Annotated in this window: 20 protein-coding genes, 1 tRNA gene and 1 pseudogene; 13 read left to right on the top strand and 9 right to left on the bottom strand. The window is 64.0% G+C overall.

Going from position 1 to position 22,537, the window contains the following annotated elements:
• Nucleotides 1-57: 57 nt before the first annotated feature.
• Nucleotides 58-675, bottom strand: a complete 618-nt coding sequence (locus tag AC1DGP_RS15715; protein WP_476832289.1) for a hypothetical protein — start codon at nucleotides 673-675, stop codon at nucleotides 58-60.
• Nucleotides 676-715: 40 nt separating this feature from the next.
• Nucleotides 716-2,110, bottom strand: coding sequence for a selenium-binding family protein (locus tag AC1DGP_RS15710; protein ID WP_476832288.1), 1,395 nt, complete (start codon nucleotides 2,108-2,110; stop codon nucleotides 716-718).
• A gap of 206 nt (nucleotides 2,111-2,316) precedes the next feature.
• On the opposite strand from AC1DGP_RS15710, the gene AC1DGP_RS15705 reads away from it, so the two are divergent.
• The 4 genes from AC1DGP_RS15705 (at nucleotide 2,317) to gpt (ending at nucleotide 6,953) form a co-directional block, all read left to right on the top strand.
• Nucleotides 2,317-3,174 carry an FkbM family methyltransferase gene (locus AC1DGP_RS15705; RefSeq protein ID WP_476832287.1) on the top strand — a complete coding sequence of 286 codons (858 nt, stop codon included), beginning with the start codon at nucleotides 2,317-2,319 and terminating at the stop codon, nucleotides 3,172-3,174.
• A 220-nt stretch (nucleotides 3,175-3,394) separates the two neighbouring features.
• Complete coding sequence (locus AC1DGP_RS15700) at nucleotides 3,395-4,153, top strand: competence/damage-inducible protein A (RefSeq protein ID WP_441491425.1); 759 nt, start codon at nucleotides 3,395-3,397, stop codon at nucleotides 4,151-4,153.
• A gap of 339 nt (nucleotides 4,154-4,492) precedes the next feature.
• Nucleotides 4,493-6,328, top strand: coding sequence for a methyl-accepting chemotaxis protein (locus AC1DGP_RS15695; protein WP_476832286.1), 1,836 nt, complete (start codon nucleotides 4,493-4,495; stop codon nucleotides 6,326-6,328).
• Nucleotides 6,329-6,443: 115 nt separating this feature from the next.
• On the top strand, nucleotides 6,444-6,953 hold the full coding sequence (gpt, locus tag AC1DGP_RS15690) for a xanthine phosphoribosyltransferase (RefSeq protein ID WP_069880047.1): 510 nt from the start codon (nucleotides 6,444-6,446) through the stop codon (nucleotides 6,951-6,953).
• A gap of 71 nt (nucleotides 6,954-7,024) precedes the next feature.
• On the opposite strand, the gene AC1DGP_RS15685 is transcribed toward gpt, so the two are convergent.
• On the bottom strand, nucleotides 7,025-7,954 hold the full coding sequence (locus tag AC1DGP_RS15685; RefSeq protein ID WP_476832285.1) for a DMT family transporter: 930 nt from the start codon (nucleotides 7,952-7,954) through the stop codon (nucleotides 7,025-7,027).
• A gap of 454 nt (nucleotides 7,955-8,408) precedes the next feature.
• On the opposite strand from AC1DGP_RS15685, the gene AC1DGP_RS15680 reads away from it, so the two are divergent.
• From AC1DGP_RS15680 to AC1DGP_RS15660, 5 genes are all read left to right on the top strand, one after another.
• Nucleotides 8,409-9,296, top strand: coding sequence for a hypothetical protein (locus AC1DGP_RS15680; RefSeq protein WP_476832284.1), 888 nt, complete (start codon nucleotides 8,409-8,411; stop codon nucleotides 9,294-9,296).
• Between the two features lie 286 nt (nucleotides 9,297-9,582).
• Nucleotides 9,583-10,908 carry a hypothetical protein gene (locus AC1DGP_RS15675; protein WP_476832283.1) on the top strand — a complete coding sequence of 442 codons (1,326 nt, stop codon included), beginning with the start codon at nucleotides 9,583-9,585 and terminating at the stop codon, nucleotides 10,906-10,908.
• Between the two features lie 236 nt (nucleotides 10,909-11,144).
• Nucleotides 11,145-12,758 (top strand): AMP-binding protein, encoded by a 1,614-nt coding sequence (locus AC1DGP_RS15670; protein ID WP_441506169.1) that lies wholly within the window; start codon nucleotides 11,145-11,147, stop codon nucleotides 12,756-12,758.
• A 36-nt stretch (nucleotides 12,759-12,794) separates the two neighbouring features.
• The gene (locus AC1DGP_RS15665) at nucleotides 12,795-13,451 is read left to right on the top strand and encodes a DUF1190 domain-containing protein (protein WP_476832282.1); all 657 of its coding nucleotides are present in this window, start codon (nucleotides 12,795-12,797) and stop codon (nucleotides 13,449-13,451) included.
• Nucleotides 13,452-13,494: 43 nt separating this feature from the next.
• Nucleotides 13,495-13,580: transfer RNA gene (locus AC1DGP_RS15660), tRNA-Leu, on the top strand.
• 23 nt (nucleotides 13,581-13,603) lie between these two features.
• On the opposite strand, the gene AC1DGP_RS15655 is transcribed toward AC1DGP_RS15660, so the two are convergent.
• Nucleotides 13,604-14,215: a DUF938 domain-containing protein gene (locus AC1DGP_RS15655; RefSeq protein WP_441506167.1), complete on the bottom strand. Its 612-nt coding sequence runs from the start codon at nucleotides 14,213-14,215 to the stop codon at nucleotides 13,604-13,606.
• 239 nt (nucleotides 14,216-14,454) lie between these two features.
• Here AC1DGP_RS15655 and AC1DGP_RS15650 point away from each other — a divergent pair, with 239 nt between their 5' ends.
• A complete protein-coding gene (locus AC1DGP_RS15650; RefSeq protein WP_441491564.1) occupies nucleotides 14,455-15,717 on the top strand; it encodes a hemolysin family protein in 1,263 nt (420 codons plus the stop codon).
• A 270-nt stretch (nucleotides 15,718-15,987) separates the two neighbouring features.
• Nucleotides 15,988-16,426, top strand: a pseudogene (locus tag AC1DGP_RS15645) (chromate resistance protein ChrB domain-containing protein); the annotation flags it as partial.
• Nucleotides 16,427-16,726: 300 nt separating this feature from the next.
• Here AC1DGP_RS15645 and AC1DGP_RS15640 read toward each other — a convergent pair.
• The 4 genes from AC1DGP_RS15640 to AC1DGP_RS15625 all read right to left on the bottom strand — a co-directional run bounded on the left by AC1DGP_RS15640 (nucleotide 16,727) and on the right by AC1DGP_RS15625 (nucleotide 19,671).
• Nucleotides 16,727-17,044, bottom strand: coding sequence for a hypothetical protein (locus AC1DGP_RS15640; RefSeq protein ID WP_441506166.1), 318 nt, complete (start codon nucleotides 17,042-17,044; stop codon nucleotides 16,727-16,729).
• Nucleotides 17,045-17,107: 63 nt separating this feature from the next.
• Entirely contained in the window at nucleotides 17,108-18,295 is a 1,188-nt protein-coding gene (locus tag AC1DGP_RS15635; RefSeq protein ID WP_476832281.1) for an FAD-dependent monooxygenase, read from the bottom strand.
• A gap of 85 nt (nucleotides 18,296-18,380) precedes the next feature.
• Nucleotides 18,381-18,632, bottom strand: coding sequence for a zinc-finger domain-containing protein (locus AC1DGP_RS15630; RefSeq protein ID WP_069880056.1), 252 nt, complete (start codon nucleotides 18,630-18,632; stop codon nucleotides 18,381-18,383).
• A gap of 73 nt (nucleotides 18,633-18,705) precedes the next feature.
• Complete coding sequence (locus AC1DGP_RS15625) at nucleotides 18,706-19,671, bottom strand: heparan-alpha-glucosaminide N-acetyltransferase (protein WP_476832280.1); 966 nt, start codon at nucleotides 19,669-19,671, stop codon at nucleotides 18,706-18,708.
• 92 nt (nucleotides 19,672-19,763) lie between these two features.
• Between AC1DGP_RS15625 and AC1DGP_RS15620 the strand changes: the two genes are divergently transcribed.
• On the top strand, nucleotides 19,764-20,531 hold the full coding sequence (locus AC1DGP_RS15620) for an alpha/beta fold hydrolase (protein ID WP_069880057.1): 768 nt from the start codon (nucleotides 19,764-19,766) through the stop codon (nucleotides 20,529-20,531).
• Nucleotides 20,532-20,715: 184 nt separating this feature from the next.
• Nucleotides 20,716-21,564, top strand: a complete 849-nt coding sequence (gene cysE / locus AC1DGP_RS15615) for a serine O-acetyltransferase (protein ID WP_441491411.1) — start codon at nucleotides 20,716-20,718, stop codon at nucleotides 21,562-21,564.
• Here cysE and AC1DGP_RS15610 read toward each other — a convergent pair.
• On the bottom strand, nucleotides 21,555-22,457 hold the full coding sequence (locus AC1DGP_RS15610; protein WP_476832279.1) for a LysR family transcriptional regulator: 903 nt from the start codon (nucleotides 22,455-22,457) through the stop codon (nucleotides 21,555-21,557). The two genes, cysE and AC1DGP_RS15610, sit on opposite strands and share 10 nt — an antisense overlap.
• Nucleotides 22,458-22,537: the final 80 nt, after the last annotated feature.

The raw sequence follows: 22,537 nt of genomic DNA, 5'->3' as shown, positions 1-22,537 counted from the left end.
GATGATTGCGCCCGTGCCAGCTCGAACTGGAGGGTGCAAGCGCTGTTTTGTCGGTGCTTAGCGGACCATGTTGAGGCCTGTCGCCGCCAGAACGATGATCCAGAGTGTGTCGAGATTGATCCAGCCCCGCCGCAGGAACGCCAGCCCCAGCCATTCATAGACGATCGCCGCAATCGTTGCTGTCACAGCCAGCATTGCAGCCATGTGCAGGGCGATGGCGGCCAGCGAGACCGGCAGCGAACCCGCGGCAGTCAATTCCCGCGCCGGCGTCGCAGCAAGGCAGAGCGGGATGATGACCGGTACAAGCATCAGGCCGGCCCCGTGGCTGGTCGCCATCAGGAATGACCAGGCGCCGAGTCCGGCAAGCCCCGTCTGCATGCCGACCCGGACGCGATGCCGGTGGCCGAAGACGGCGTGGGAGGCCGCCCACCCCAGAAGCAGAAGGCCCGCGAGCCTTTGCAGCGCTTCGTGGTCAATGATGGTCCCGAGGGCAACTACCGCCGCGACCACCACGGCGACCGAGGCCGCATGCCCCAGCGCGATCGGAAGGAGGGACAACCACACAACGCGACGGCTCTCGCGATGCAGACCGAGCGCAACCGCAAAGAGCCAGCCCATGGCCGGGTTCAGGCCATGGAAGGCACCGAGCCCGGCGAGCATGAGCCAAGGCGACATCTCAGCCTCCCGTTCGAGCGATCATGCCGGGGCAGGGGCGTCAGGGGTAGCAATAGGAATCGGACGAGCAGTCGCCGCCCTCCAGCCTGACCTGGTGAGGCCGGTGCCCCTTGGGCCAGTCGACGAAGAACCTGTCGTCGAAGCGGATGCCGCCCTTCTCCCCGACATCGAGCTTTACCATCCAACCGTCGATTCCATTGGGATAGAATTGCGGATCGATGGCCCCGTAGAGCGAGTTCGTGAAATAAACCCGCTTGCCGTCGCGGCTGATCTCGACCATTTGCGGGCCGCCGTTGAGATGCCCGTTCTTCGCTCCGGGGTGGGAGGCGCGGGAAACGATGCCGCCGATGCGGACCCGGCCGGTTTCCACAGGCTTGAACGGATCCGACACATCGTACTGAATCATGTCGCCGGTGCCCCAGCAGGACACGTAGAGGTAGCGATCGTCCATCGAGAGGTCGATGTCGGTGACGAGGGGCGCAACCGCCTTGAACCCCTTCAGGACCGGTGGCAGGAGATCAGGATCAGCCGGCTCGGCAGGGATCTCGATGACTTTCCTGACCGCCCATTTCGTACCCTCGCGATACCAGGTCCAGATCGAGGCGGAGAGATCCTTCAAGCTGATGACGCAGCCGACGAAGCCATAGGCCTTCCTCGGGTCATGGGCTGGGCGCAGTTCAAAGACGAGCTGATGCTCCTCGCCGAAATCGATCTCCTGTTGATGCTTGCGCGTGTGCAGGTCCCAGAAATGCAGCCGCCGCCCGTATTTGCTGCTGAGCAGAACTTCCGGAACCAGTCCATTCTCGAACGTATCGGGCGTGCCCCATTCGCTGGTCACCATGGTGTCGTGGCCGAGATGCCACCAGAAATCATAGGCGAGCTTCTGGGAGCCACGATCCATCTCCCATTGCCCCAGTACGTCGAAGCTGACGGGGTCGAGGAGGAAGATGCCGCCGGGTTCCTTGCCTTCGGCATTGCCAAGTGCATTCACGTAAATGCCCTCCGGCCCGCAATGAATGGTGTGCAGCCGCGAATACCTGGCCTTCTCGGCGATCTCCTCCGGCTCGATGACCCGCGCGATCGTCGGTTTCCTCGGATCGGGCCTGGTGTCGATGATATGCAGCCGCGATGAGCGCAGGCCGGGAACGACGAGGTAGCGTCGCTCCATATGGGGGTGCGGCGCATTCGGGCACAGACAGGACGAGCAAGCATTCCAGCCGAAATGATGCAGCTCATCGCCGGTATTCGGCATCTCGACCTGACCGACGATCTGCGCATAGCTCAACGACGCGGGATCGACGTCGACGACGGCGATCGCGTCGGGTTTCCTGCGCTCCGGATCGAAGGAGGCCACGTAGGCCAGCCGCTCGGCGGGAGCCTTGGCCGCCAGCCGCGGCGAGGGGTAAAAGGAAGGATCGGGTCGCCAGCTTACCATGATCATTCTCCCGAGCACCCCAGCACCCCGGACAACAGGCCTCTCTATAGCCCAGACCTTGCGTTGCGGCTTGCTGTTTTCTGGCTCGACGTTGAAGCGGTCTGCCTGATCCGTGGGGGCCCGCTGCACCATGGCGGAGGGCCTGGTACCCCTCGATCGATCAAGTTGCTGGCGCGCGACGGCTTTGACGTGTATCAGGCGCTCCAATGGCAATGAACGATATCCAATCGACGGAAGCCCGTCCCTTCGGCGCTTTCGCACCTCAGGGCCTCGTGGCCCAGATCATCAACTGGACACGCGGGGCTCCGGACAGCTACCTCGGTCGCAAATTCGCCTATGCGCTGCGCCGCATCGGGCTGAGTTCGCTTGCGGGCCAGCCCGTCGATATCGAAGCGCTTGGCGTGCAGATGCGCCTCCATCCAGACGGCAATGTCTGCGAGAAGCGCGTATTGTTCACGCCGCAATATTTTGATCCTTACGAGCGGGAACTGCTGACGGGGCGGGCGCGCCAGCGTGAAGGTTTCCGCTTCATCGATATCGGCTCGAATATCGGCGCCTATTCGCTTTGCGTTGCGGCGGCAGCTGGCCCGGGAGCGCGTATCCTGGCCGTCGAGCCGCAGCCCGAGATCTTTTCGCGCCTGACGTTCAACATTGCGCAAAATCCGTTTGGCTCGGTCAAGGCCATTGCGTGCGCGCTGGCCGATAAGCCGGGCGAGTTGACGCTGTTTCTCGACCCGAACAACCGTGGCGAGTCGAGCGTCCGCATCCTGCGCTCCAGTTCCGGCAGCACGGTTCGGGTGCCGGCGACGACACTGCTCGCCCTGATGGAGAACGAGGGCTATGACCGCCTCGACGCAGTCAAGCTCGATGTCGAGGGGGCTGAGGACCTGATCCTCGAGCCCTTCCTGCGCGATGCGCCCGAAGCGCTCTGGCCCGAGCTGATCATCATCGAGGATTCGCGCAACCGTTGGCAGAGCGATCTCATCGCCCTCCTGACCGCGAGCGGTTATGTGCTCACAGCTCAGACACGCATCAACCTCATCTTCGAACGCAAGCGCGGCTGACGTTTTCGCTGCTGTTCAGCGCCTCATGCATAGCGGGCAGGCCATACACGGCGTTTCTGCCGCTTGAGCCGTTTGCGCCAAGGTCCTAGCTCTAAAGCGTGATCAGGAAAGCTCATGTCGCAGCGCTCCTAACCCGGCGCGGCATGAGCGGGCGGCGGATCAGCATCATCGTCACGAGCTGGCGGCATGTCTTGCCGTCCGGCACCTGGAGGAGCCGGCCATGACCGACGCACCGCTGAATCGTCCACCCGTCACGGCCGCAATCCTGGTGATCGGCGACGAGATTCTGTCGGGGCGGACGAAGGACAAGAATATCGGCTACATCGCCGAGTATCTGACCAATATCGGCATCGAGTTGCGCCAGGTTCGTGTCGTGCCCGATTCCCTTGACGAGATCGTCTCTGCGGTCAATGCATTGCGCTCTCGCTATACATATGTCTTTACCACGGGCGGCATCGGCCCGACCCATGACGACATCACGGCCGACTCGGTCGCTGCGGCTTTCGGCGTGCCGATCAATGTCGATCCGCGCGCGGTTGCGATGCTGTCAGAGCGCTTTCCGCCGGACCAGCTCAACGAAGCGCGCATGCGCATGGCGCGCATCCCCGAGGGCGGGGAGTTGATCGCGAACTCCGTCTCGAAGGCTCCGGGCTTCATCATCGCCAATGTCATCGTCATGGCGGGCGTGCCGGCGATCATGCAGGCGATGCTTGACGTGGTCGGACCCACTCTCAAGACAGGAACGCGCATCCTGTCCGACACGGTGCGGGCCGGACTGCGTGAAGGCGATATCGGCACGGCTCTCGGCGAGATCGCTCAGGCTCATCCGCAGGTCGCGATCGGCTCCTATCCCTTCTGGTCCGAGACTGGTCCTGATACGAATGTCGTGGTGCGCTCGCGCGATCCTGAGAAATTAGATCAGGCGATGGCGGCGGTGAAGCAGATGATCGAGCATGAGCGCGCTCGATTACGTCGGTGATCTCTTTCCTTCTTTAGTTATTTTTGATCATATATTTTAAGATTATTATTTTTATTGCATTGGTTGCTTTTGATAATTGTCAGAATCAATTGATTTTAAGTCTTTATGAATAGAAAACTATAGTTTTTGATGTATTCGTTGCCGCGAATACATCGCTAATAGTGCCTGTTAAGCCATTTATAAACCGTCATAATTCATCCTCGACTTGCGGTCGGCTTGCCGGCAGCGCTCATGTCGACGCGGCGGTTCCGGGGGGAACGGTGTCGGTGTGGGCTGCATGTGTCCGGCCCGTGCGGAGTGCTCTGCGCTCCCGTGCCGGAACAGCGATCGGGAGGTTGTATGTCGCGCCTTTCCAGCCTGTTCTCCAATCGACGCCTTGCCGCCCAGGTCGCGGCGATCAACCGCTCACAAGCCGTCATCGAATTCGATCTGAACGGCATGATCCTCAACGCCAACGAGAATTTCCTGAACGTGCTGGGCTATACCCTCGACGAAATCAGGGGGCAGCACCACCGCATGTTCGTCGATCCGGCCGAGCGGGAGAGCGCGGCCTATCGCAGGTTTTGGGAGGATCTCGGGCGTGGTGAATTCTCGACGGGCCAGTACTTGCGTGTCGGCAAGGGAGGCAAGGAGGTCTGGATCCAGGCCAGCTACAACCCGCTCCTTGGTGCCGGTGGCAAACCGCGAGGCGTGATCAAATACGCCTTTGATGTCACGGCACAGAAGAACCGCCTCGCTGATCTTGAAGGGCAGCAGGCTGCCATCAGCAAGGCGCAGGCGGTGATCGAATTCGACCTCAAGGGGCATGTGCTGACGGCCAACGAKAACTTTCTTGCTGTACTCGGCTATTCGCTTGGCGAGATCCAGGGGCAGCATCACCGCATGTTCGTCGATCCGGTCGAGCGCGAGAGCTTGGCCTATCGCCAGTTCTGGGAGCGCCTCGGGCGTGGCGAATACGATGCCGCGCAATATCGCCGCATCGGCAAGGGCGGCAAGGAGGTCTGGATCCAGGCATCCTACAATCTGATCTTCGACGCCAAGGGCACGCCCTTTGAGGTCGTGAAGTTCGCAACCGACATCACTGCGACCTTCCGCGGTCAGCAGCTCGAGGCCGCGGTGAAGGAGACTGGCGAGGTCATCGCTCGTGCCAAGTGCAAGGACCTGACGGGGCGCATCGCGCTCGCGGGCAAGAGCGGGGAGGTTGCGCAGCTCTGCGCCGGCGTCAACGATCTGCTCGACACCATGTCCGAGATGGTCGGCTCGGTCCGCGACATCTCGCACCAGATCGCCAGCGCATCGAGCAAGATCTCGTCCGACAGTGCCCAGCTCGCCGAGCGCACGGAAGCCAATGCCTCCAGCCTGCAGGAGACTGCGGCGACAACCGAGGAACTCGCAGCTTCCGTGAAGCACAGCGCGGGTCACTCCCGCACCGCCGTCAGCCTCGGCCACGAGGCGCGCGACGTCGCGGAGCGTGGCGGCACGATCGTTGCCGAGGCGGTGAGTGCGATGACGCGGATCGAGCAGGCTTCGGCCGGCATATCCGAGATCATCTCGATGATCGACGGCATCGCGTTCCAGACCAATCTGCTGGCGCTGAATGCCGCGGTCGAGGCGGCCCGCGCGGGGGATGCCGGGCGCGGGTTCGCGGTCGTGGCAACCGAGGTGAGGGCTCTTGCCGCGCGTTGCAGCGAATCCGCCAACGGGGTCAAATCGCTGATCGCCAATTCGAGCGACCAGATCCATACCGGCGTCAGTCTGGTGAAGAATGCCGGCGCGACGCTTCAGGAAATCGTCTCGGCTGCGAGCCGCGTCGCCTCGACGGTCAACGAAATCTCGGAAGCAACGGCCGAGCAGGCCAATGGTATCGATGAGATGGCCAGGACGGTCGCTCATATGGACGAGATCACCCAGCAGAATGCCCTGCTTGCCGATGAGAGCGCGAAGGTGGCGCAGGAGCTGAGGCAGGATACAGAGCGCTTGAGCGCGATGGTCGCAGCATTCCGGCTGCAAGATGGCGGACCAGGTTTCGAGACCGTGATTGCGCGCCAGATCGAGCAGTGGGCGCCCCATCTCACCAGGGCCATTACCGCTCCGCTTTCGCCGCCTGCCAAGGGGGCACCGAAGCTGAGGCGCGTCATGTCAGGCGGCACTGCCGATGGCTGGTCGGAGTTCTGATACCCGCTGAAACACGACCGATTGGGGATGAAGCGGGACGCGCCTCTTGCCAGCGCCCCGCTTATAGGCTTTCCGGATTGTCACAGAAACCGTGACAGCCGCTCCGGAGCCCCCAATGGCCGAACCGACCTCCAACAAGGCCTTCCCCGTCTCCTGGGACCAGTTCCATCGCGATGCGCGCGCGCTCGCTTGGCGGCTGGCCGAGAAGGGGCCCTTCGAGGCCATCGTCTGCATCACCCGCGGTGGTCTGGTACCGGCGGCGATCATCTGCCGCGAACTGGGCTTGCGCCTGATCGAGACGGTCTGCGTCGCGAGCTACCACGACTACAAGAACCAGTCCGAGCTCAAGGTGCTGAAGGACGTCGCTCCCTCGATCAGGGCGATCGGTGACGGCAAGGGGAAGGGCGTGCTGGTGGTCGACGACCTCACCGACACCGGGAAGACGGCACGTGTCGTGCGCGAAATGCTGCCCAATGCCCATTTCGCAACGGTCTATGCGAAGCCGGCCGGGGTGCCGACGGTCGACACCTTCGTTACCGAGGTCAGCCAGGACACCTGGATCTATTTTCCTTGGGATATGGGGCTGGCCTATGTCGAGCCGATCGCCAAGGATCACAAGGGCTGAGCCCCGGGCTTCGCCGCTTGAGCGGTCATTCCGGGCGCGGCAACCTGTCTGGAATGACCGGCAAGGGCTCGTTACGCCAGACTGCGCGCGCGCAGCGCGATCAACATGCCGGTGATTGCGAGCGCCATGCCGGCGATCTCGACCGGGGACGGTCGCTCGCCGAGCAGGAGCGTGCCGGAGAGCGCGGTTACGACCGGTACCAGCGGCAGGAACAGGGCCGCCCGTCCGGCGCCAAGGATGGCGATGGCCTGCGTGTAGAGAAACAGCGCGAGGGCGCCGACCAGCAATCCCTGATAGATCGCCTGCAGCGCTATGGCTGAAAGTGCCGCCTGCGTCAGATGCACGGGCATGACCAGTGCGACGAGCGGCAGGAGCGGCGCCGACAGCAGGCATGTCGCCATGGTGACTTCGATCGCATCGGCGCCCCAGCGCCGGCACAGCAGGCCGAAGGCCGACCAGAGCAAGGCGATCAGCACGAAGAGCATGTCGCCGATCCAGGCGCCTTCGCGCGTCGGCGTGTTGGCCAGGGCCTCCATCGAGAACAGCGCGACGCCGAGAACGATGACGCTGAGACCGGCGAGGCGGGCCATGCTCGCGCGCTCGCCGAGCACCCACCATGCGAGCAATGCGGTGCAGACCGGGATCAGTCCGGGCGAGATGACCGAGGAATGCAGGGCGGGGGCGAAATGGGCGCCGCCGACGAGGATCAGGCTGTAGGTCGGGCCTACGATCGCGGTCAGGATGATGGCTCGCCGCCAGCCGAGCTTGCCGACCGGAAAAGGCTTCATGTGCCTGAGCGCGAAGGGCAGCAGCACGAGTGCGGCGGCTGCAAAGCGCAGGATCGTGACATCGGCTGCGGTCATGCCATCTGCGACCGATTGCCGTGAGATCACGGCCTGAATGCCCCAGATCGCTGCCGCCAGGATGCCGCAGGCAAAGCCGAGCCAGGGGCGTTGCTGCCTGGCGAGAGACAGCGATTGCGGCCGGACGGCTTGGTTCACGCGAAAACTCTCGGAGGGGCGGCGAGGCAGCGCCATATGCGGGCTCTAGCCATCGCGCGACAAGCGCGGCGGACAGGCGACGGGGCTGTTGACGGCGCATGGCGCAGCAACACGAGTTTGCCTGGCATGGAGCCGTCGCGACGATGGAGCCTGCTCTCTGCACTGCTTCTTCAGGCCCCTCACACGGGCCCGCTAACTCAGGTCGGACGAGCGCTGGGGAGGAGAGGAAGCCCTGCACGAGGGACGCAACTCCTCCGTTAGTTCGTCATTGCCTTAACAGCTTTTGCATTGTTTGCCGTTACGTCATGGCGGCGGCGACCGGGCTATGAGCGTCGATGGTACAGGCGCGGCGGTGCGTGCGTTTTCGGGGGGCATATTGTTCCCCTCTGTTTGCAGCGCGATCCCGCTGATGGCAGCCCGAAATGAGATGAGCAGGACGGCGAGGGGAAGGGCAATGCAGCAAAGGCCAGGATTTCTGGAGAATTCCGTCATCATCGGCGCCCACCCCGACGATGAACTGCTCTGGTTCAATTCAATCCTGCGCGACGCTGACGAGGTCATCATCGTCTACCGCCATTTCTGGGGGAAGCCCGGGATTGGCGAAGCGCGGGTGGCCGCAATCGCCGAATATCCCCGCGGCAACGTCACCTGTCTCGATGTCGACGAGTCGGGCGCCTATGGCTGCGCCAACTGGGCCGATCCCGTGCTGACCGGAGCCGGTATCGGTTTCGGCATCGAGGCCGAGCGCCGGGCAATGACGCGCCTCGCCCGCAAGTCCGTTGCAGCCCTGCCGGCGGTGAAGCTCGAGCGCATCGCCGCCGCCAGCGTGTCCAGGGCCTATGAAACGAACTTCCAGATCATATGCGAGTTGCTGAGACGGCGCCTGCGGCCCGAGATGAACGTCTTCACGCATAATCCCTGGGGCGAGTACGGGCATGAAGAGCATATCCAGGTGTTCCGCGCCCTGAATGTGCTGCGCGAGGAAATCGGCTTTCGGCTCTGGATGTCGAATTACTGCACTGAACGCGCCTTGCCCCTGGCGATGCGTCATTTCTCGCGTGCGCCCGGCGGTTACATCAGATTGCCGACCGACAAGGTCTTCGCCAATGCGGTCGCGGACGTCTACCGCAAGCACAATTGCTGGACCTGGGACGATAACTGGGCATGGTTCGACGAGGAATGTTTCATGGAAGCGCCGAGGGAGGCCTCGGCGACGGCAGCGCACCGGCACCTCTTTCCGCTCAATTTCTTCACCATTGGCGAGGAGCGGCCGAGGAATTGGCTACCCGTGGCCATGACGATATCGGCGGCGTTCGCGTTCACCCTTGCCGAAGCAATCTGAGTCGGATCGATTTCGGGTCGGGTGCTCGTTCCAGCAGAACGTTGGCGGTGCAAATCCGGTGGGCGCCCGGTCGTTCGCGGCGCATGCAACCGTTCCGGCGATATGGGTGAGGAGAACCAATTAAGGTCTTGCGACATCGTCGTTTCCTGGACGCGCGACCATCCCTCTCACTGCACTGCTTCGACTTCATTGTGACATAACATTTGTTGCGGTGCACATTTTTGCCGTAAACCAAGGTTAGTGAGCGGTCGTCCGGCAGCGTTTGCAAATTGAATTTGCCAACTCTGTGCCTGCGCTTAAGCCTATCATCGCTACCTATGCCTTCCTCTTGGTCATAAGTCCGAGATCCTTCTCTCTATGGTCGATTGACGTTCCCCGCGAAGGGTGGTTCGCGGTGAATTATATTGTCAATCATCATAAGAATAAAGAAAGGGGCGGAATGATTTCATTCCTTCAACTTAAGTCGCGCAGTATCGGCGCTGGTGCGTTGCTGCTCCTGGCAGCCTGCCTGGTTGTCACATTCAGCTTTACTCAGGCGCCGGCTGAAACCCGGTCTCGCTCCGGAGCCGGCGCTCCGCCTCCGGCAGCCTCATCACATTCGGCGCGCGATTGGCTGCCTTACGATCTACCGGAGACGGCCCCGCCTCGGCGCGATAGCAGCCTTCGGCTCACGGTAGATCGCCCAACTGCGGGAGCTACCAATGCCGGTCGTCGTCCTGCCGTCGCGGCCAATCGCGGTCGCCCTCCTGCACCGGCGACCATTGCCGGTCGTGCTCTTCCGGCAGAGACGATTGCCGACCATCCGCTTGCGGCAGAGGCCAGTGCTGAGCGCCCTCTGGTGGCAGAGACCATTGCTGATCACCCTCTCGCGGCAGAGGCCAGCGCCGATCATCCCCCCGCGGAAGCGACCAATGCTGTTTCAAGCATCGCCGCGGACAGTGTCACGGCGCCGGCCGTCAAGTTCATGAGCTCGGCGCTACGGCCGATCACTTTCAGCCTTCTGATCGCCAAACCCGGGGAACTGCTGAAATCGGCCATCAAGGTGATGCATCTGCTCGGCATCATTCTGGGATTGGGCGCCGCGACGGTCCTCGATCTCGTGATCGTCAAATTCCTCGTCTCCGGAAAGATCAAGGCTGAACAGGTTGCGATGGTCAAATTCATGACCGGTATCGTATCGGCTGGCCTCGCGGTGCTCTGGGTTTCCGGAATTCTGTACCTGGCGCATTACGCGATGTTTGACCCGGTCAAGCTCGGGAACCAGAAGGTCTGGGCCAAGATCGCGATCGTCGGCGTTCTCACGATCAACGGCTACTTCATCCACAAAACGGTACTGCCGTTGATGGAAAAGCAGATAGGACGGTCGCTCTTTGCAGGCCTGTCGCGCAAGCAGATTACGATGATGATGGTCTTCGGCACGGTCTCGGCGACATCCTGGTATGTGCCGCTGATCCTGGGCGCCATGCCGCATTTCAACTTCATCGTGCCCGCTCCGCGGCTGCTCGTGGCCTATGCGCTGATCCTGCTCATCGCCATCGCTGCGACCCATGGCATGGTTGACACCATCCGGCGCCGCGGTCGCCTGGAGCCCCAACTGCAGCCCGCATTCTGACGCCAGCATGACGGCCTGCGCGCATGATCGGTGCGCAGGCCACAGTCGAAGGGCGGTTGCCTGGTCGCGAATGACCAAGCAACCGCCCTTCTGCGTTCGACGGGGCTGTGTCACCAATGGCGCCGATGCCGTTGCCACGGATCGGGCTGGATGCGATTGCAGCTTGAGCGGAGAGCAGGGGCTCAACCGTCGCATTCGCGTTGAAACCGGACGGTATCCCGCTACGGTGAACCTCCATGGGAAACGCCAGCCGGGAGCAGAGCCAGGATATGGCCGCCACCGAATTGAACGCGTCGGATTTCGACGCCAAGGACGCGCGCATCACGCTGTTTCGGGGGCTGCTTCAGGCGGTTGCGCGGCGTGGCAAGGGCCGCGTCGCGCTCGAGGATCCGGAGCGTCAGCCGGTGACCTTCGGCCGGCTCGTTCTGGGAGCGCTGGTTCTGGGGCGAAAGCTCGCTTCAGGCACGGAGTTGGGGGAACGCGTCGGACTGATGCTGCCCAATGTCCAGGGCATGGCGGTGACGCTGTTCGGGCTTTCGGCCTTTGGCCGCGTGCCGGCACTGCTGAACTTCACGGCAGGGGTGAAGAACCTGCGGGCGGCGGCCGAACTGGCCGGCTTGAAGACGATCGTCACCTCGCGTCGCTTCGTCAACCAGGCCAAGCTCGACGATGAGATCGCGGCACTCGGCGAGGGCAGGCGGGTCGTCTATCTTGAGGATATCCGCCGGGATTTGACCAGTTTCGACAAGATGCTTGCCGCGATGCAGAGCCTGGCACCGGCATTTGCCCTGCGGGCCTATGAAGGGCGGCCGGATGATCCAGCTGTGGTGCTGTTCACCTCCGGCACCGAGGGCAAGCCGAAGGGCGTGGTGCTGAGTCACGCCAACCTCGTCTCGAATACCCGCCAGATCTTTGCGCTTGCGGCCGGCTTCCTCTCCGAGCGCGATATTGTCATGAACGCGTTGCCCGCCTTCCATTCCTTCGGCCTGACCGCAGGGCTGCTGATGCCGCTGCTCCACGGCATGAAGGTCGTGCTCTATCCGAGCCCGCTCCATTACAAGCAGGTGCCGAAACTGATCGGCGAGATGGGCTGCACCTTCCTGTTCTCGACCGACACATTCCTCCAGGGCTATGCGCGCGCTGCCGATCCCGACGATCTGAAGAGCGTGCGCTATGTCGTGGCCGGAGCCGAGCGCGTGAAGCCGGAGACACGCGCGATGTGGCAGCCCTACGGCACCACGATCCTCGAAGGCTACGGCTGCACCGAATGCTCGCCGGTGCTCGCCTGCAACACTCCCGTCGCGACCCGCGAGGGCAGCGTCGGAAAACTCCTGCCCGGTATCGAGGCGCGGCTCGATCCGGTCGAGGGCATTCATGAAGGTGGGCGGCTGAATGTCCGCGGCCCGAATGTGATGCTGGGCTATCTCAGCGCGGACGAGCCCGGGCGTATCGTGCCGCCCGAAGGCGGTTGGCACGATACCGGCGATATCGTGGTGATCGAGGACGGCTTCGTCAGCATCCGCGGCAGGGCCAAGCGATTCGCCAAGCTCGGCGGCGAGATGGTCTCGCTGGCTGCGGTGGAAACAATGGTGGCGGCCCTCTGGCCTGGGTTCAATCATGTCGTTGTCGCGCTACCGGATGCGCGCAAGGGCGAGCAACTCGTGCTGGTCACCGAAAAGCCTGATGCCGACAAGGCTGCGTTGCAGGTAGCGGCGAAGCAGCAGGGCTTTCCCGAACTGTGGACGCCGCGCGCCATTTTGGTCGCGCGCGCGATTCCGGTGCTGGGCAACGGCAAGATCGACTATGGTGCGACGCGCGAGCTTGCGTCGACGATGCGGGCGCTGCTGTGACGCCATAATTCTACGGTTATTGCCCGAGTCATGATCATGACGGCCGCCTGTTCCCTCGCCGCAATAATGCGCGTCGCAGCGCTCCTGCCGGCTCTTTCCTTCGCGGGCCCCGCCGATCTCGCGGCGCAGGCGCCGAGCCAGACCTACGAGCGGCGCGACGAATGCATCGAGGCGGGACGGCTCACTGCTGCGCAATGTGATTTCGCCTATCGCAATGCCCGGGCCGAATTCGAGGAGAAGGCGCCACGCTATGCGTCGCGCGCCCTGTGCGAGCGCAGCCACAAGCGCTGTGGTGCGCAGGTTTCCTCGACGGGTGGCTGGGACTCCTTTGGCCGTGGGGGCGCGACTTATGTGCCGCGCTTCACCGGTGTCCGCGTCACGGGAGAGGGAACCGCGAGCCGCGCCCTGCCCGTGGTCGAGGGCGCGACGAAGATCGCCTTCGCCGGCCGCTCGATCACGACACTCGAGGACAAGATTGGTGGGCGGCGCGGCGTCATCGGCCAGGCCAGCTCGATTGGGAGAGGCGGGCGCGGCCACGATCCGCAGGAGAGCGGCCCCTATGTAAAGCGCGGCGATCGCGACGACACCGTGCGCGTGCCGATGGAGCAGAAGCGCATCGGCTCCGATGTTGCGCCGGGGCTCTATGTCGATCCCGATGGAGTCGAGTGGTACAAGCCCGCTCGCCGTCATTGAGGCGCTTGCGCCCGCCGTCTGCTGTCGCTAGGGCTGCGTCCACGCGGACGTGGCGAAACTGGTAGACGCACGAGACTTAAAATCTTGCGCCCTAAAGGCTTGCGGGTTCGAGTCCCGCCGTCCGCACCAAGCTTGCCTTGCGATTGCGCGGATCAGCCGCGCGGCCCGTGCCGAAACACCAGGCTCAGATTGTTCGCCGGCATCTCGGTTACGTCCGGCTCACCAAACCCTGCCTGTTTCGCCAGTGCAACGACGTTGCCGAGTTCGCGCAAGCCCCATTCCGCGTTGCGGGCGCGCAGGCTTTCATCGAAGGCGAGGTTGCTCGGTTCGAGGGTGCGGCCAGGCCGGCGATAGGGCCCGTAGAGATAGAGTGGAGCGCCTTCCGGCAGCAGCTTGCCGGCCTGCATCATCAGCCCACGCGTCGCGGCCCAGGGCGAGATATGGATCATGTTGATGCAGATGATGGCATCGGCGGCGGAGACCGGCCATTCGGCCGCTGCGGCATCGAGCTGAACGGGCGGACGAATATTGGCGAGCCGGCTTTCCCTGATCCAGGCCGCAGTACTGATGAGCGCATCCTGATCAGGGTCCGAGGGCTGGAAGGTCAGTGCGGGCAGGGCGGCGGCGAAATGGCTGACATGCTCGCCCGAGCCGCTGGCGATCTCCAGGACCAGGCCGGTGGCTGGAAGGGTCGAGCGCAGGATAGCGAGGATCGGCTCACGATTGCGCAGTGTCGCGGGGGCGAAGAGACGTGGATCAGTCATGGCTCGAGGCGTGCTCCGGAAGTATCGACGCTGTCATCGAAGGCCAGGTAGAGCATTCATCTCACCTGTCCCCCTTACAGTTAAGGCACGGAGCTTCTTCGCGCCCGCCAAAATTTCGCTATCACAAACTTCAAGCTTACCCATCGCCAAGTCGTCGCGATGCGCTATAAGAAGCCCGAAAGCAGGTCGATATTGAGCGCGGCCCTGCATGCTGCGGGCGGGTTTTGTTAACCGAGATCCTGATTGTCGTCGCGTTGACCGTCATTAACGGTCTTCTCGCCATGTCCGAACTCGCAGTGGTCTCCTCCCGTCCGGCGCGGCTCAAGGTTCTCAGCGATCAAGGCAGCAAGGGTGCAGCGACGGCGATACGCCTCGCGGAGCATCCCGGCCGGTTCCTTTCGACGGTGCAGATCGGCATCACGCTGGTCGGTGTCCTGTCCGGTGCCTTCTCCGGTGCGACGCTGGGTGCGCGTCTGTCGGAATGGTTGATAGGGCAAGGGTTCTCCAATCGTGTCGCCGATGGTCTTGGCGTCGGGACGGTCGTCGTTGCCATTACCTATCTCTCGCTGATCGTCGGCGAACTGGTGCCGAAGCAGATCGCGTTGCGCGACCCCGAGCGGGTGGCGGCGCGCGTTGCGCCGATGATGTCCCTGCTGTCGCGCATCGGTGCGCCGTTGGTTTTCCTGCTCGACCTCTCCGGCAAGACCGTGCTGGCGCTGCTCGGCCAGAAGGGCGAGTCGGAAGAAAGGGTGACCGAGGAAGAGGTCCGCACCATCATTGCCGAGGCCGAAACAGCCGGCGTGCTGGAGCGCGACGAACGCGAGATGATCTCGGGTGTGATGCGCCTTGCCGATCGCTCCGCCCGTGCGCTGATGACGCCGCGCCGCGAGGTCGAGGTCATCGATCTCTCCGATACAGCTGAGGAGATCCGCGCGCAGGTTCGTGCCTCCAAACGCTCCCGGCTCCCGGTTCAGGACGGCGAGTCGGACGCGATCGTCGGCGTCATTGTGGTCAAGGATATGGTCGATTTCCTGTCCGCCGGCAGCACCGAGGATCTGCGCGCCCTGGTGCAGGAAGCACCCGTGGTGATGGACACCGCCAACGCCCTGCTGGTGCTGCGGGAGATCAAGTCCTCGCGCGTCCACATGGCGCTGGTCTTCGACGAGTACGGCCATTTCGAAGGCATCATCACACCCGGCGACGTGCTGGAGGCGATCACCGGCGTCTTCCAGGAGGAGGACGAGGACGAGCCGCCGATCGTCACGCGTGCCGACGGCTCCTATCTCGTTGCAGGCTGGATGCAGGTGGACGAGTTCTCGCACGAACTCGGCATCCACATTCCGCGCGATGCCGATTTCCAGACGGTCGCCGGCTTCATCCTGGCCGAACTCAACCATCTGCCCAATGTCGGAGAGTTCTTCGAGAAGGGGCATTGGCGCTTCGAGGTGGTCGATCTCGACGGGCGCCGCATCGACAAGGTGCTGGTGAGCCGGCTGGATTGAGCACGCCCTTTGCCCTTGCACCGGCATGTCCGGTGCAAGGGCAGCCAGCTCGAAATCGCAATTGATCCTGCCGGAGTAGCCGTGGTCTGATCCCGGCCTAGGGGTTTCTCGCGACGACCCCGTGAGGCGTCAGCCCAAGGATCGCGTCTGTTTTCCTCATTCGGGGATGGACGCTCGCGTCTTCCAGCACACAGATCGCCACATCCCCCTTGTACCGGCTCATCGGTCTGCCCGATGCCCAGGCGATCGTCTGCGTGACGCGCTCACGTCCCAAAGGCCGACCGCATCGCGTGCCCCCCGGGCTGATTCGTCGCTTCGTCGCTCCGAAAGCGGTGATCCTGTTCGTGGCCCCTTCGGGGCGTGGCGGTGGCCGATCGCTTCCAAGCCGTTCCCTTCGATATCGACGGCGTATTCTGGAGTGATCGCGGCGAGCGTTGCAGCTTTGACATCATGCTGGAGGAGTTTGGCCTCGCCTCGGCGGTGCTGGGTCGTCTCGCCACGATCGTGCGCGCCGCCGATACGGCGCGGCTCGACCTGGTGCAGGAATCCGCCGGTTTCCTGGCTGCCTCGCTGGGGCTATCGCGCATGTTCAATGACGATCTGGCACAACGCGATGCCGGTATGCTGCTCTATCACGCCTTTCTATCGCTGGTGCCGGGATGCAACCGAAGAAACCCATAACTGGCCGTCCCCGACGAGTAGGACCTGAGCGGCGGCCATGACGATCGCAGCGACGGACAAGGCGGCGCCAGCAGTGGCGGGCATGCCGACGCTCGGTGAAGCAACGAGGGTGTGGGCCTGGCCGCGATGATTGCAATGCTGCGCTTCAAGGTCGGGATGATCCCGACGCTTGCCGCCTGCGCGGCTGCGGGCCTCCTGCTGTAGAGGCTATCCTTCTGGGGGGCCAGAGCATCGCGCCGAAGAGTGGAAACCACGTTTCGGAGACATCCGATGCTACGCAAAGCGATCGTTCGCCGCCATGCATCCGGTCGGACGCATGGCGATCGTGTCAGCGCCGCGGCTGCTCGCCAGGCTCGATGATGCGGTACTCGGCATCGATGACCTCGACGCGCGCAGCACCCGGACGGACCGGAGCGAACGGATCGCGCTGGTCGAACCCGGCAGCCTTCAGCTTGCTCTTCAGGCGCCAGGCCGCGATCGCGCCGGCAGCAAGCACGACGGGAATGAGGATCAGGGCGAGGCTCGCTGCGAGGAGGAACAGCGTCACACCAAGAACGAGGCTTGCTGCCACGGTCAGCCAGGAGGCCCAGCGCGGCATGCGAGTCCTCTGGCCGGCGAGCTGCTCGTAGAGATTGACGCGGATCATGTGGTCTCCATCCGATGGTTCCACATGAGAGATAGGAAGTGAATGCGGCGAAGGCGAGATGCCCTAGGCTTGCAATCGCCAATCGTAGAGCCAATCGAGACGATGGCGCATGCCATCGGGCCCAAGGCGGCGCATTGCGAAGTTGCGCGCGATAGTCCAGGGCCATTCCAAATGATAGGCCCGACCGTTGCTGCGGCTCGTGGCCTGGACGCGCCGGGCACGGTCCTGCCGGGCTGTCGCATAGGCCGCGAGCGCCGCCGGTAGCGCTGCGGCGCCGCCCTGCTGGAGATGAACCGTCAGTTCCTGCGTCAGGACGCCGGCATCCTCGATCGCCAGCGCGGCACCCTGCGCCATGAAGGGCAGGACCGGATGGGCGGCATCGCCGAGCAAGGCGATGCGCCCCAGTGCCATCGCTGCGGGCGGCCGGTCGAAGAGCGACCAGACCAGCCAGCGGGGCGCCGCTGTCGCAAGCTTGTGCAGCACGGGCTCGGCCTTGGTGAGATGAGCGGCGAGTTGCCCGGGCTCACCGTCGCGGGACCAACCCTCACGGGCCTCCTTCGCTTCGCGAATGACGACGAGATTGGTCTCGCGACCACCGGAGACAGGGTAATGCACGGCATGGCGGCCCGGGCCGAGATGCAGGGTCACGACGCCGGGCGCGGCGCGGCCGCCGGCGTTGGGTACCAGGGTCCGCCAGGCCTCATAGCCGGTGAAGACCGGCGGAGCGTTATCACCGATGAGTTCGCGGCTGCGCGACCAGAGCCCGTCGGCGCCGACCAGCGCCAGTGCCGAAATGGTCTCCAACTGGCCGGCTTCGGTCGCGAGCGTCGCGGTGATGCCGTCCGCGTTCTGGGCGATGTCGCGCAGGCCGCGGCCGACGATGAGCCGGATGCCGCGCAGGGAACGGGCGGCGTCGAGCAGCAGAGTGTGCAGGTCGGTTCGGCGTATGGTGCGGAAGGGTGTTCCGGAGCCGGCGGCGGTCATCGGCATTTCTGCCAGCGGAGAGCCATCCTGCCAGCGTCGCACAACGAGGCGTTCGGCAACCACAGAGGCGCGCTTGACGGCGAGGCCGAGATCGAGAGCTTCGAGAACATGCCCGGCATTTGGCGAAAGCTGGATGCCGGCACCGGTTTCCCCGAAGCCGGTGCGCTTTTCCGCGACCGTCACGGAGAAGCCGCGCCGCGCGAGTGCAATGGCGGCTGTAAGTCCGCCGATGCCGGAGCCGGCGATCAGGATATGGGGAGCGGACACGGCTGTCTTCGGCAATCGGATGCGCCAGAAACCGGAACGACCGGTCGCGATCGGAAGCGGCGGGCGTCTTGAACGCCGGCGCCCGTCACGCTGCCTTGGCTGCCTCGTGATGGGCGCATTCCGGCGGCGTGCAGGCGCCTGCCGACAGCGAGGGCTCGTATTTGAACAAGGTCGAGCAATAAGGGCAGATGATCTCGCCGTCTGAGCCCATGTCGAGGAAAACATGCGGGTGATCGAAGGGCGGCTTGGCCCCGATGCACATGAATTCCTTCGCGCCGACATGAATGACGGCAACGCCGGGCTGGTTATGGAAATGCGGGATGCCCGTATCGGCCATGGATCATGCTCTTGCGTTGATTTGCCCCACCTCTAACCCGTCACGCCGGCCCGCGCCAGTGTGCGCAAGCGCCTCAGGGCGCCCGGAAGCAGGCACCTGCAATCGATCCGGTGCGCGCGCTTTCCTCCCGGGTGAGCGTGTTTGACAGGACTTTTTGCCAGAGTCCGTCGCGCTTGAGGCCATCGATCGCGCAATTGCAGGCCTTCTCGCACACTTGCAGCGAGGTTTCGGCGCTGACACAGCTGCGCAGGCAGGAGATCAGAAACGGGCGCGCTTCCTGCTCGGGGCCGACGGCCAGCCGCATGACGATGAGCAGCACTCCGATGAAGATCGGCTGGTGCAGCAGGTAGACGCTGAGGCTGTGCCGCCCGCCCCAGGCGATGACGCGGGCCGGCAGCGAGCGCGCCTGCCAGTGGCTCCAGCTTCCCTGCCTGGCGAGCGCCATCTTTCCGAGAGCCATGCCTGCCAGCACGCATCCGAACCAGGGCACGATCGGTACGAAATCGGCGGTTGCCCCGGAGACATGAGCGAAGCCGAGCCAGAGCAGCCAGGGTTGATCGAGCATTTGCGGCGCAAGAAGCAGTGGCAGCGCGAATAACAGGGCGCTGAACAGGAGCAGGACAGCGGCCGGCAGTCGCAGGAAGGGCAGGGCGAGCACGCTGGAGAGCGCGATATTGTGGAGGATGCCGAAGTAGATGAAGCTCTCCGGCATGGCGAACCAGGTCGCGATCGTGACCAGCGCCGCGGCGCCTACGACCATGGCCAGCCGGCGGAAATAGGCGGACAGGTTCACGCCCCTGCGCGTCGCCAGCACCAGGCTGAAGCCGACGATGGTCAGGAAGGACCCTGCGATCAGGCGCGCGAAGGCGCTCCAGCCGGGATGGGCGGGGACATCGGTTGCAATCAGGTCAAAATGGGAAAGATCATAGGCGAAGTGGTAGACGAACATCGCCAGCAGAGCGAGGCCGCGGGCAAGATCGACAAGGTCGATCCGGCGGCGTGGAAGCGACGATGTCGGGGCCGTCTCAGCGTGGCTCATATCAGCCTTCATAGGCAAGCGGCGGAAACACAGCTACACAAAGTCGCTCCTGCATGGCAGGTGAAGACCCCCCGCAGCTTCCGCGACGTGCCATGCAGAAATTCTCCTCGGACGGCGTCAATCTCGCCTTCATCGACCTCGCCCCGACCAATGACGCGCCGCGCGGCGAGAGCATCATCCTGGTCCATGGCTTTGCCTCCAGCCACATGGTCAACTGGGTCAATACGCAGTGGACGAAGACATTGACCCATGCGGGTTACCGTGTCGTTGCGCTCGACAATCGCGGCCACGGCCAGAGCGACAAACCGCATGAGCCGGAGGCCTATTCCTCGCACATCATGGCGGAGGATGTGCGCCGCCTGATGGATCACCTCGAGATCGCGCGGGCGGACGTGATGGGTTATTCGATGGGCGCGCGCATCTCGGCCCATCTCGCGCTTGCCCATCCGCAGCGCCTGCGTTCGCTGCTGCTCGGCGGGCTCGGCATTCATCTTGTCGAGGGCGTCGGCCTGCCGCTCGGCATTGCGGATGCGATGGAGGCTCCCTCGCTCGATGTCCTGAGCGACCCGATGCAGCGGATGTTCCGTGCCTTTGCGGACGCCAACAAGAGCGATCTCAAGGCACTCGCAGCCTGCATTCGCGGGTCGCGGCAGACGCTCACGCCAGACGAGGTCGGCCGCATCGCGATGCCGACCCTGGTCAGCGTCGGAACCAAGGACGATGTCGCGGGCTCCGGGCAGGAACTCGCGGCTCTCATTCCGAATGCGGAGGCTTTCGCGATCGAGGGGCGCGATCACAACCTCGCAGTTGGGGACAAGACCCACAAGCAGGCCGTGCTCGATTTCCTCAGATGGCTCTGAGCCGACGATTTCATCGCCCCGCGATGACATGCCGGCGGATGCAACGGTTTGGGGCGGATATCCCAGGTTTGATGCCGGTTTCCCTGCGGTCCAGGTAGGGCAAGGCAGCGTTCTTGTTTGGCATTGCAGCATGGCGCCGTGCTAGAGTGCGGTTCTGAAACACACCGTATTCCGGAGAACGATCATGCCGTCAGGGCGCTCCGTCGTAGAATCGCGCCACCCGGTCACCGGGCTCGACAGGGTCGATCCGGTTTGGACTCGGCTGCGGCGCGAGGCCGAACAGGCGCTCGGCATCGAGCCAGCGCTGGGCAGCCTGATTCTGTCGTCGATTCTCAACCAGCCGAGTTTCGAGGCGGTGGTCGGCCATCGCGTGGCGGCGCGGCTCGCGCATCCCGCTCTCGGGGCGGATCTGATCGAGCAGGCCTTTGCCGAGGCCATCGCTGCCGACCCCGAGATCGCCCAGGGCATGCGCGCCGATGTTCTTGCGGTGCTCGACCGTGACCCGGCCTGCAAGCGGCTGATCGAGCCCGTGCTGTTCTTCAAGGGCTTCCACGCCCTGCAGGGCCACCGGCTGGCGCATTGGCTGCTCAACCAGGGGCGTCGCGATTTCGCGCTTTATCTGCAGAGCCGTTCCTCCGAAGTATTCCAGACCGACATCAATCCCGCGGCGCGCATCGGCAAGGGCATTTTCCTCGACCATGCAACGGGCCTCGTGGTCGGCGAAACGACTGTGATCGAGGATGACGTCTCGATGCTGCAGGACGTGACGCTGGGCGGCACCGGCAAGGAGAGCGGCGACCGCCATCCGAAGATCCGCAAGGGGGTCCTGATCGGCGCCGGCGCCAAGATCCTCGGCAATATCGAAGTCGGCAAATGCGCCCGTGTCGCAGCCGGTTCAGTCGTGCTGACTGCGGTGCCGCGCAACACCACCGTTGCCGGCGTACCCGCAAAGGTAGTCGGGGAAGCGGGCTGCGCCGAGCCGTCGCGCTCCATGGATCAGATTCTCGCCGGCGACTGCGGCGCTCACATCTGAGCACCAATCCGCCCTGACGCCTGCAGCCAATCCGCGACCTCCTGGCGGCGGGGGTGACCTTGTGCCGGCAACAGCAGGGTCATCCGGTCCGGTGTCGTCAACGCAGGTCGAAGCGGCGCGACCAGCCGACCATCGGCAAGATAGGGCTGGAGCAGGCTGAGCCGGCCCATCAGCACGCCAGCACCCGACAGCGCAGCATCGAGCGCGACGCTGTAGAGCGAGAATGACGGGCCACGCGCCGGATCGACGCTCTCACCGGCGTCGATGGAGGCCAGCCAGCGCGCCCAGTCGCCGCGCCAGACCGCGTCGTGCAGCAGGGTCTCATCAGCGAGGCCGGCAACGGTCTGGAGCCGGGATGCGACGGCGGGAGAGCAGACCGGTGTGATCGCATCAGGGTCGAGCACGAGCGCCGATGGAGCGGCCTTGCCATCCCCAAGATAGAAGATTGCGATGTCGCAAAGCTCGTGCCTTGTGTTCGGTGGTTGCTCCATGGCCGAGACCGAGACCTGCAATCCGGGGAACGCTTGCTGAAGCCCGGCAAGACGCGGTGAGAGCCATAGCTGGGCGATGCAGGGCAGGGCGGCGATGGTGAGCGTGCGGCTCTCATGCCCTCCGCCCAGTTCCAGCATCGACGATGCCAGCAGATCAAAGCCGCGGCTGAGGCGCGGCAGCGCCGCACGGGCAGCCGGCGTCAAGGCGACACCTTGTGGCAACCGCCGGAACAGCTGGACCCCGAGCGCTGCCTCCAGCTGTCGGATCTGCTGCGTCACCGCGCCAGCCGTCACTCCGAGTTCCTCTGCTGCCTTGGCAAAACTTTCGCAGCGCGCGGCGGCCTCGAAGGCACGTAGCGCGTTGAGTGGGGGCAGACGGGGGCGTGGTGGCGTCACGGGCATGGCGACCTGTCGGAGCCTTAGATTTTCTCTGTCTTGCGGCGACGATAACTCGTTTGCGCCACCTGCGGCAAACGGCTCCA

The organism is Allobosea sp. 05T433 (assembly GCF_056396065.1).
Note: the sequence above shows the minus strand (reverse complement) of the source record. Positions and strands in the feature narration are given on the sequence as shown.

Excerpts from the sequence above, each read along its gene's own strand:
- AC1DGP_RS15625 (WP_476832280.1), bottom strand. The coding sequence starts at position 19,671 with ATGAGCCACGCTGAGACGGCCCCGACATCGTCGCTTCCACGCCGCCGG.
- AC1DGP_RS15620 (WP_069880057.1), top strand. The coding sequence starts at position 19,764 with ATGCAGAAATTCTCCTCGGACGGCGTCAATCTCGCCTTCATCGACCTC.
- AC1DGP_RS15610 (WP_476832279.1), bottom strand. The coding sequence starts at position 22,457 with ATGCCCGTGACGCCACCACGCCCCCGTCTGCCCCCACTCAACGCGCTA.
- AC1DGP_RS15665 (WP_476832282.1), top strand. The coding sequence starts at position 12,795 with ATGACGGCCGCCTGTTCCCTCGCCGCAATAATGCGCGTCGCAGCGCTC.
- AC1DGP_RS15715 (WP_476832289.1), bottom strand. The coding sequence starts at position 675 with ATGTCGCCTTGGCTCATGCTCGCCGGGCTCGGTGCCTTCCATGGCCTG.
- AC1DGP_RS15670 (WP_441506169.1), top strand. The coding sequence starts at position 11,145 with ATGGGAAACGCCAGCCGGGAGCAGAGCCAGGATATGGCCGCCACCGAA.
- AC1DGP_RS15655 (WP_441506167.1), bottom strand. The coding sequence starts at position 14,215 with ATGACTGATCCACGTCTCTTCGCCCCCGCGACACTGCGCAATCGTGAG.
- AC1DGP_RS15710 (WP_476832288.1), bottom strand. The coding sequence starts at position 2,110 with ATGGTAAGCTGGCGACCCGATCCTTCCTTTTACCCCTCGCCGCGGCTG.
- AC1DGP_RS15680 (WP_476832284.1), top strand. The coding sequence starts at position 8,409 with ATGCAGCAAAGGCCAGGATTTCTGGAGAATTCCGTCATCATCGGCGCC.
- AC1DGP_RS15700 (WP_441491425.1), top strand. The coding sequence starts at position 3,395 with ATGACCGACGCACCGCTGAATCGTCCACCCGTCACGGCCGCAATCCTG.
- AC1DGP_RS15630 (WP_069880056.1), bottom strand. The coding sequence starts at position 18,632 with ATGGCCGATACGGGCATCCCGCATTTCCATAACCAGCCCGGCGTTGCC.
- gpt (WP_069880047.1), top strand. The coding sequence starts at position 6,444 with ATGGCCGAACCGACCTCCAACAAGGCCTTCCCCGTCTCCTGGGACCAG.
- cysE (WP_441491411.1), top strand. The coding sequence starts at position 20,716 with ATGCCGTCAGGGCGCTCCGTCGTAGAATCGCGCCACCCGGTCACCGGG.
- AC1DGP_RS15640 (WP_441506166.1), bottom strand. The coding sequence starts at position 17,044 with ATGATCCGCGTCAATCTCTACGAGCAGCTCGCCGGCCAGAGGACTCGC.
- AC1DGP_RS15705 (WP_476832287.1), top strand. The coding sequence starts at position 2,317 with ATGGCAATGAACGATATCCAATCGACGGAAGCCCGTCCCTTCGGCGCT.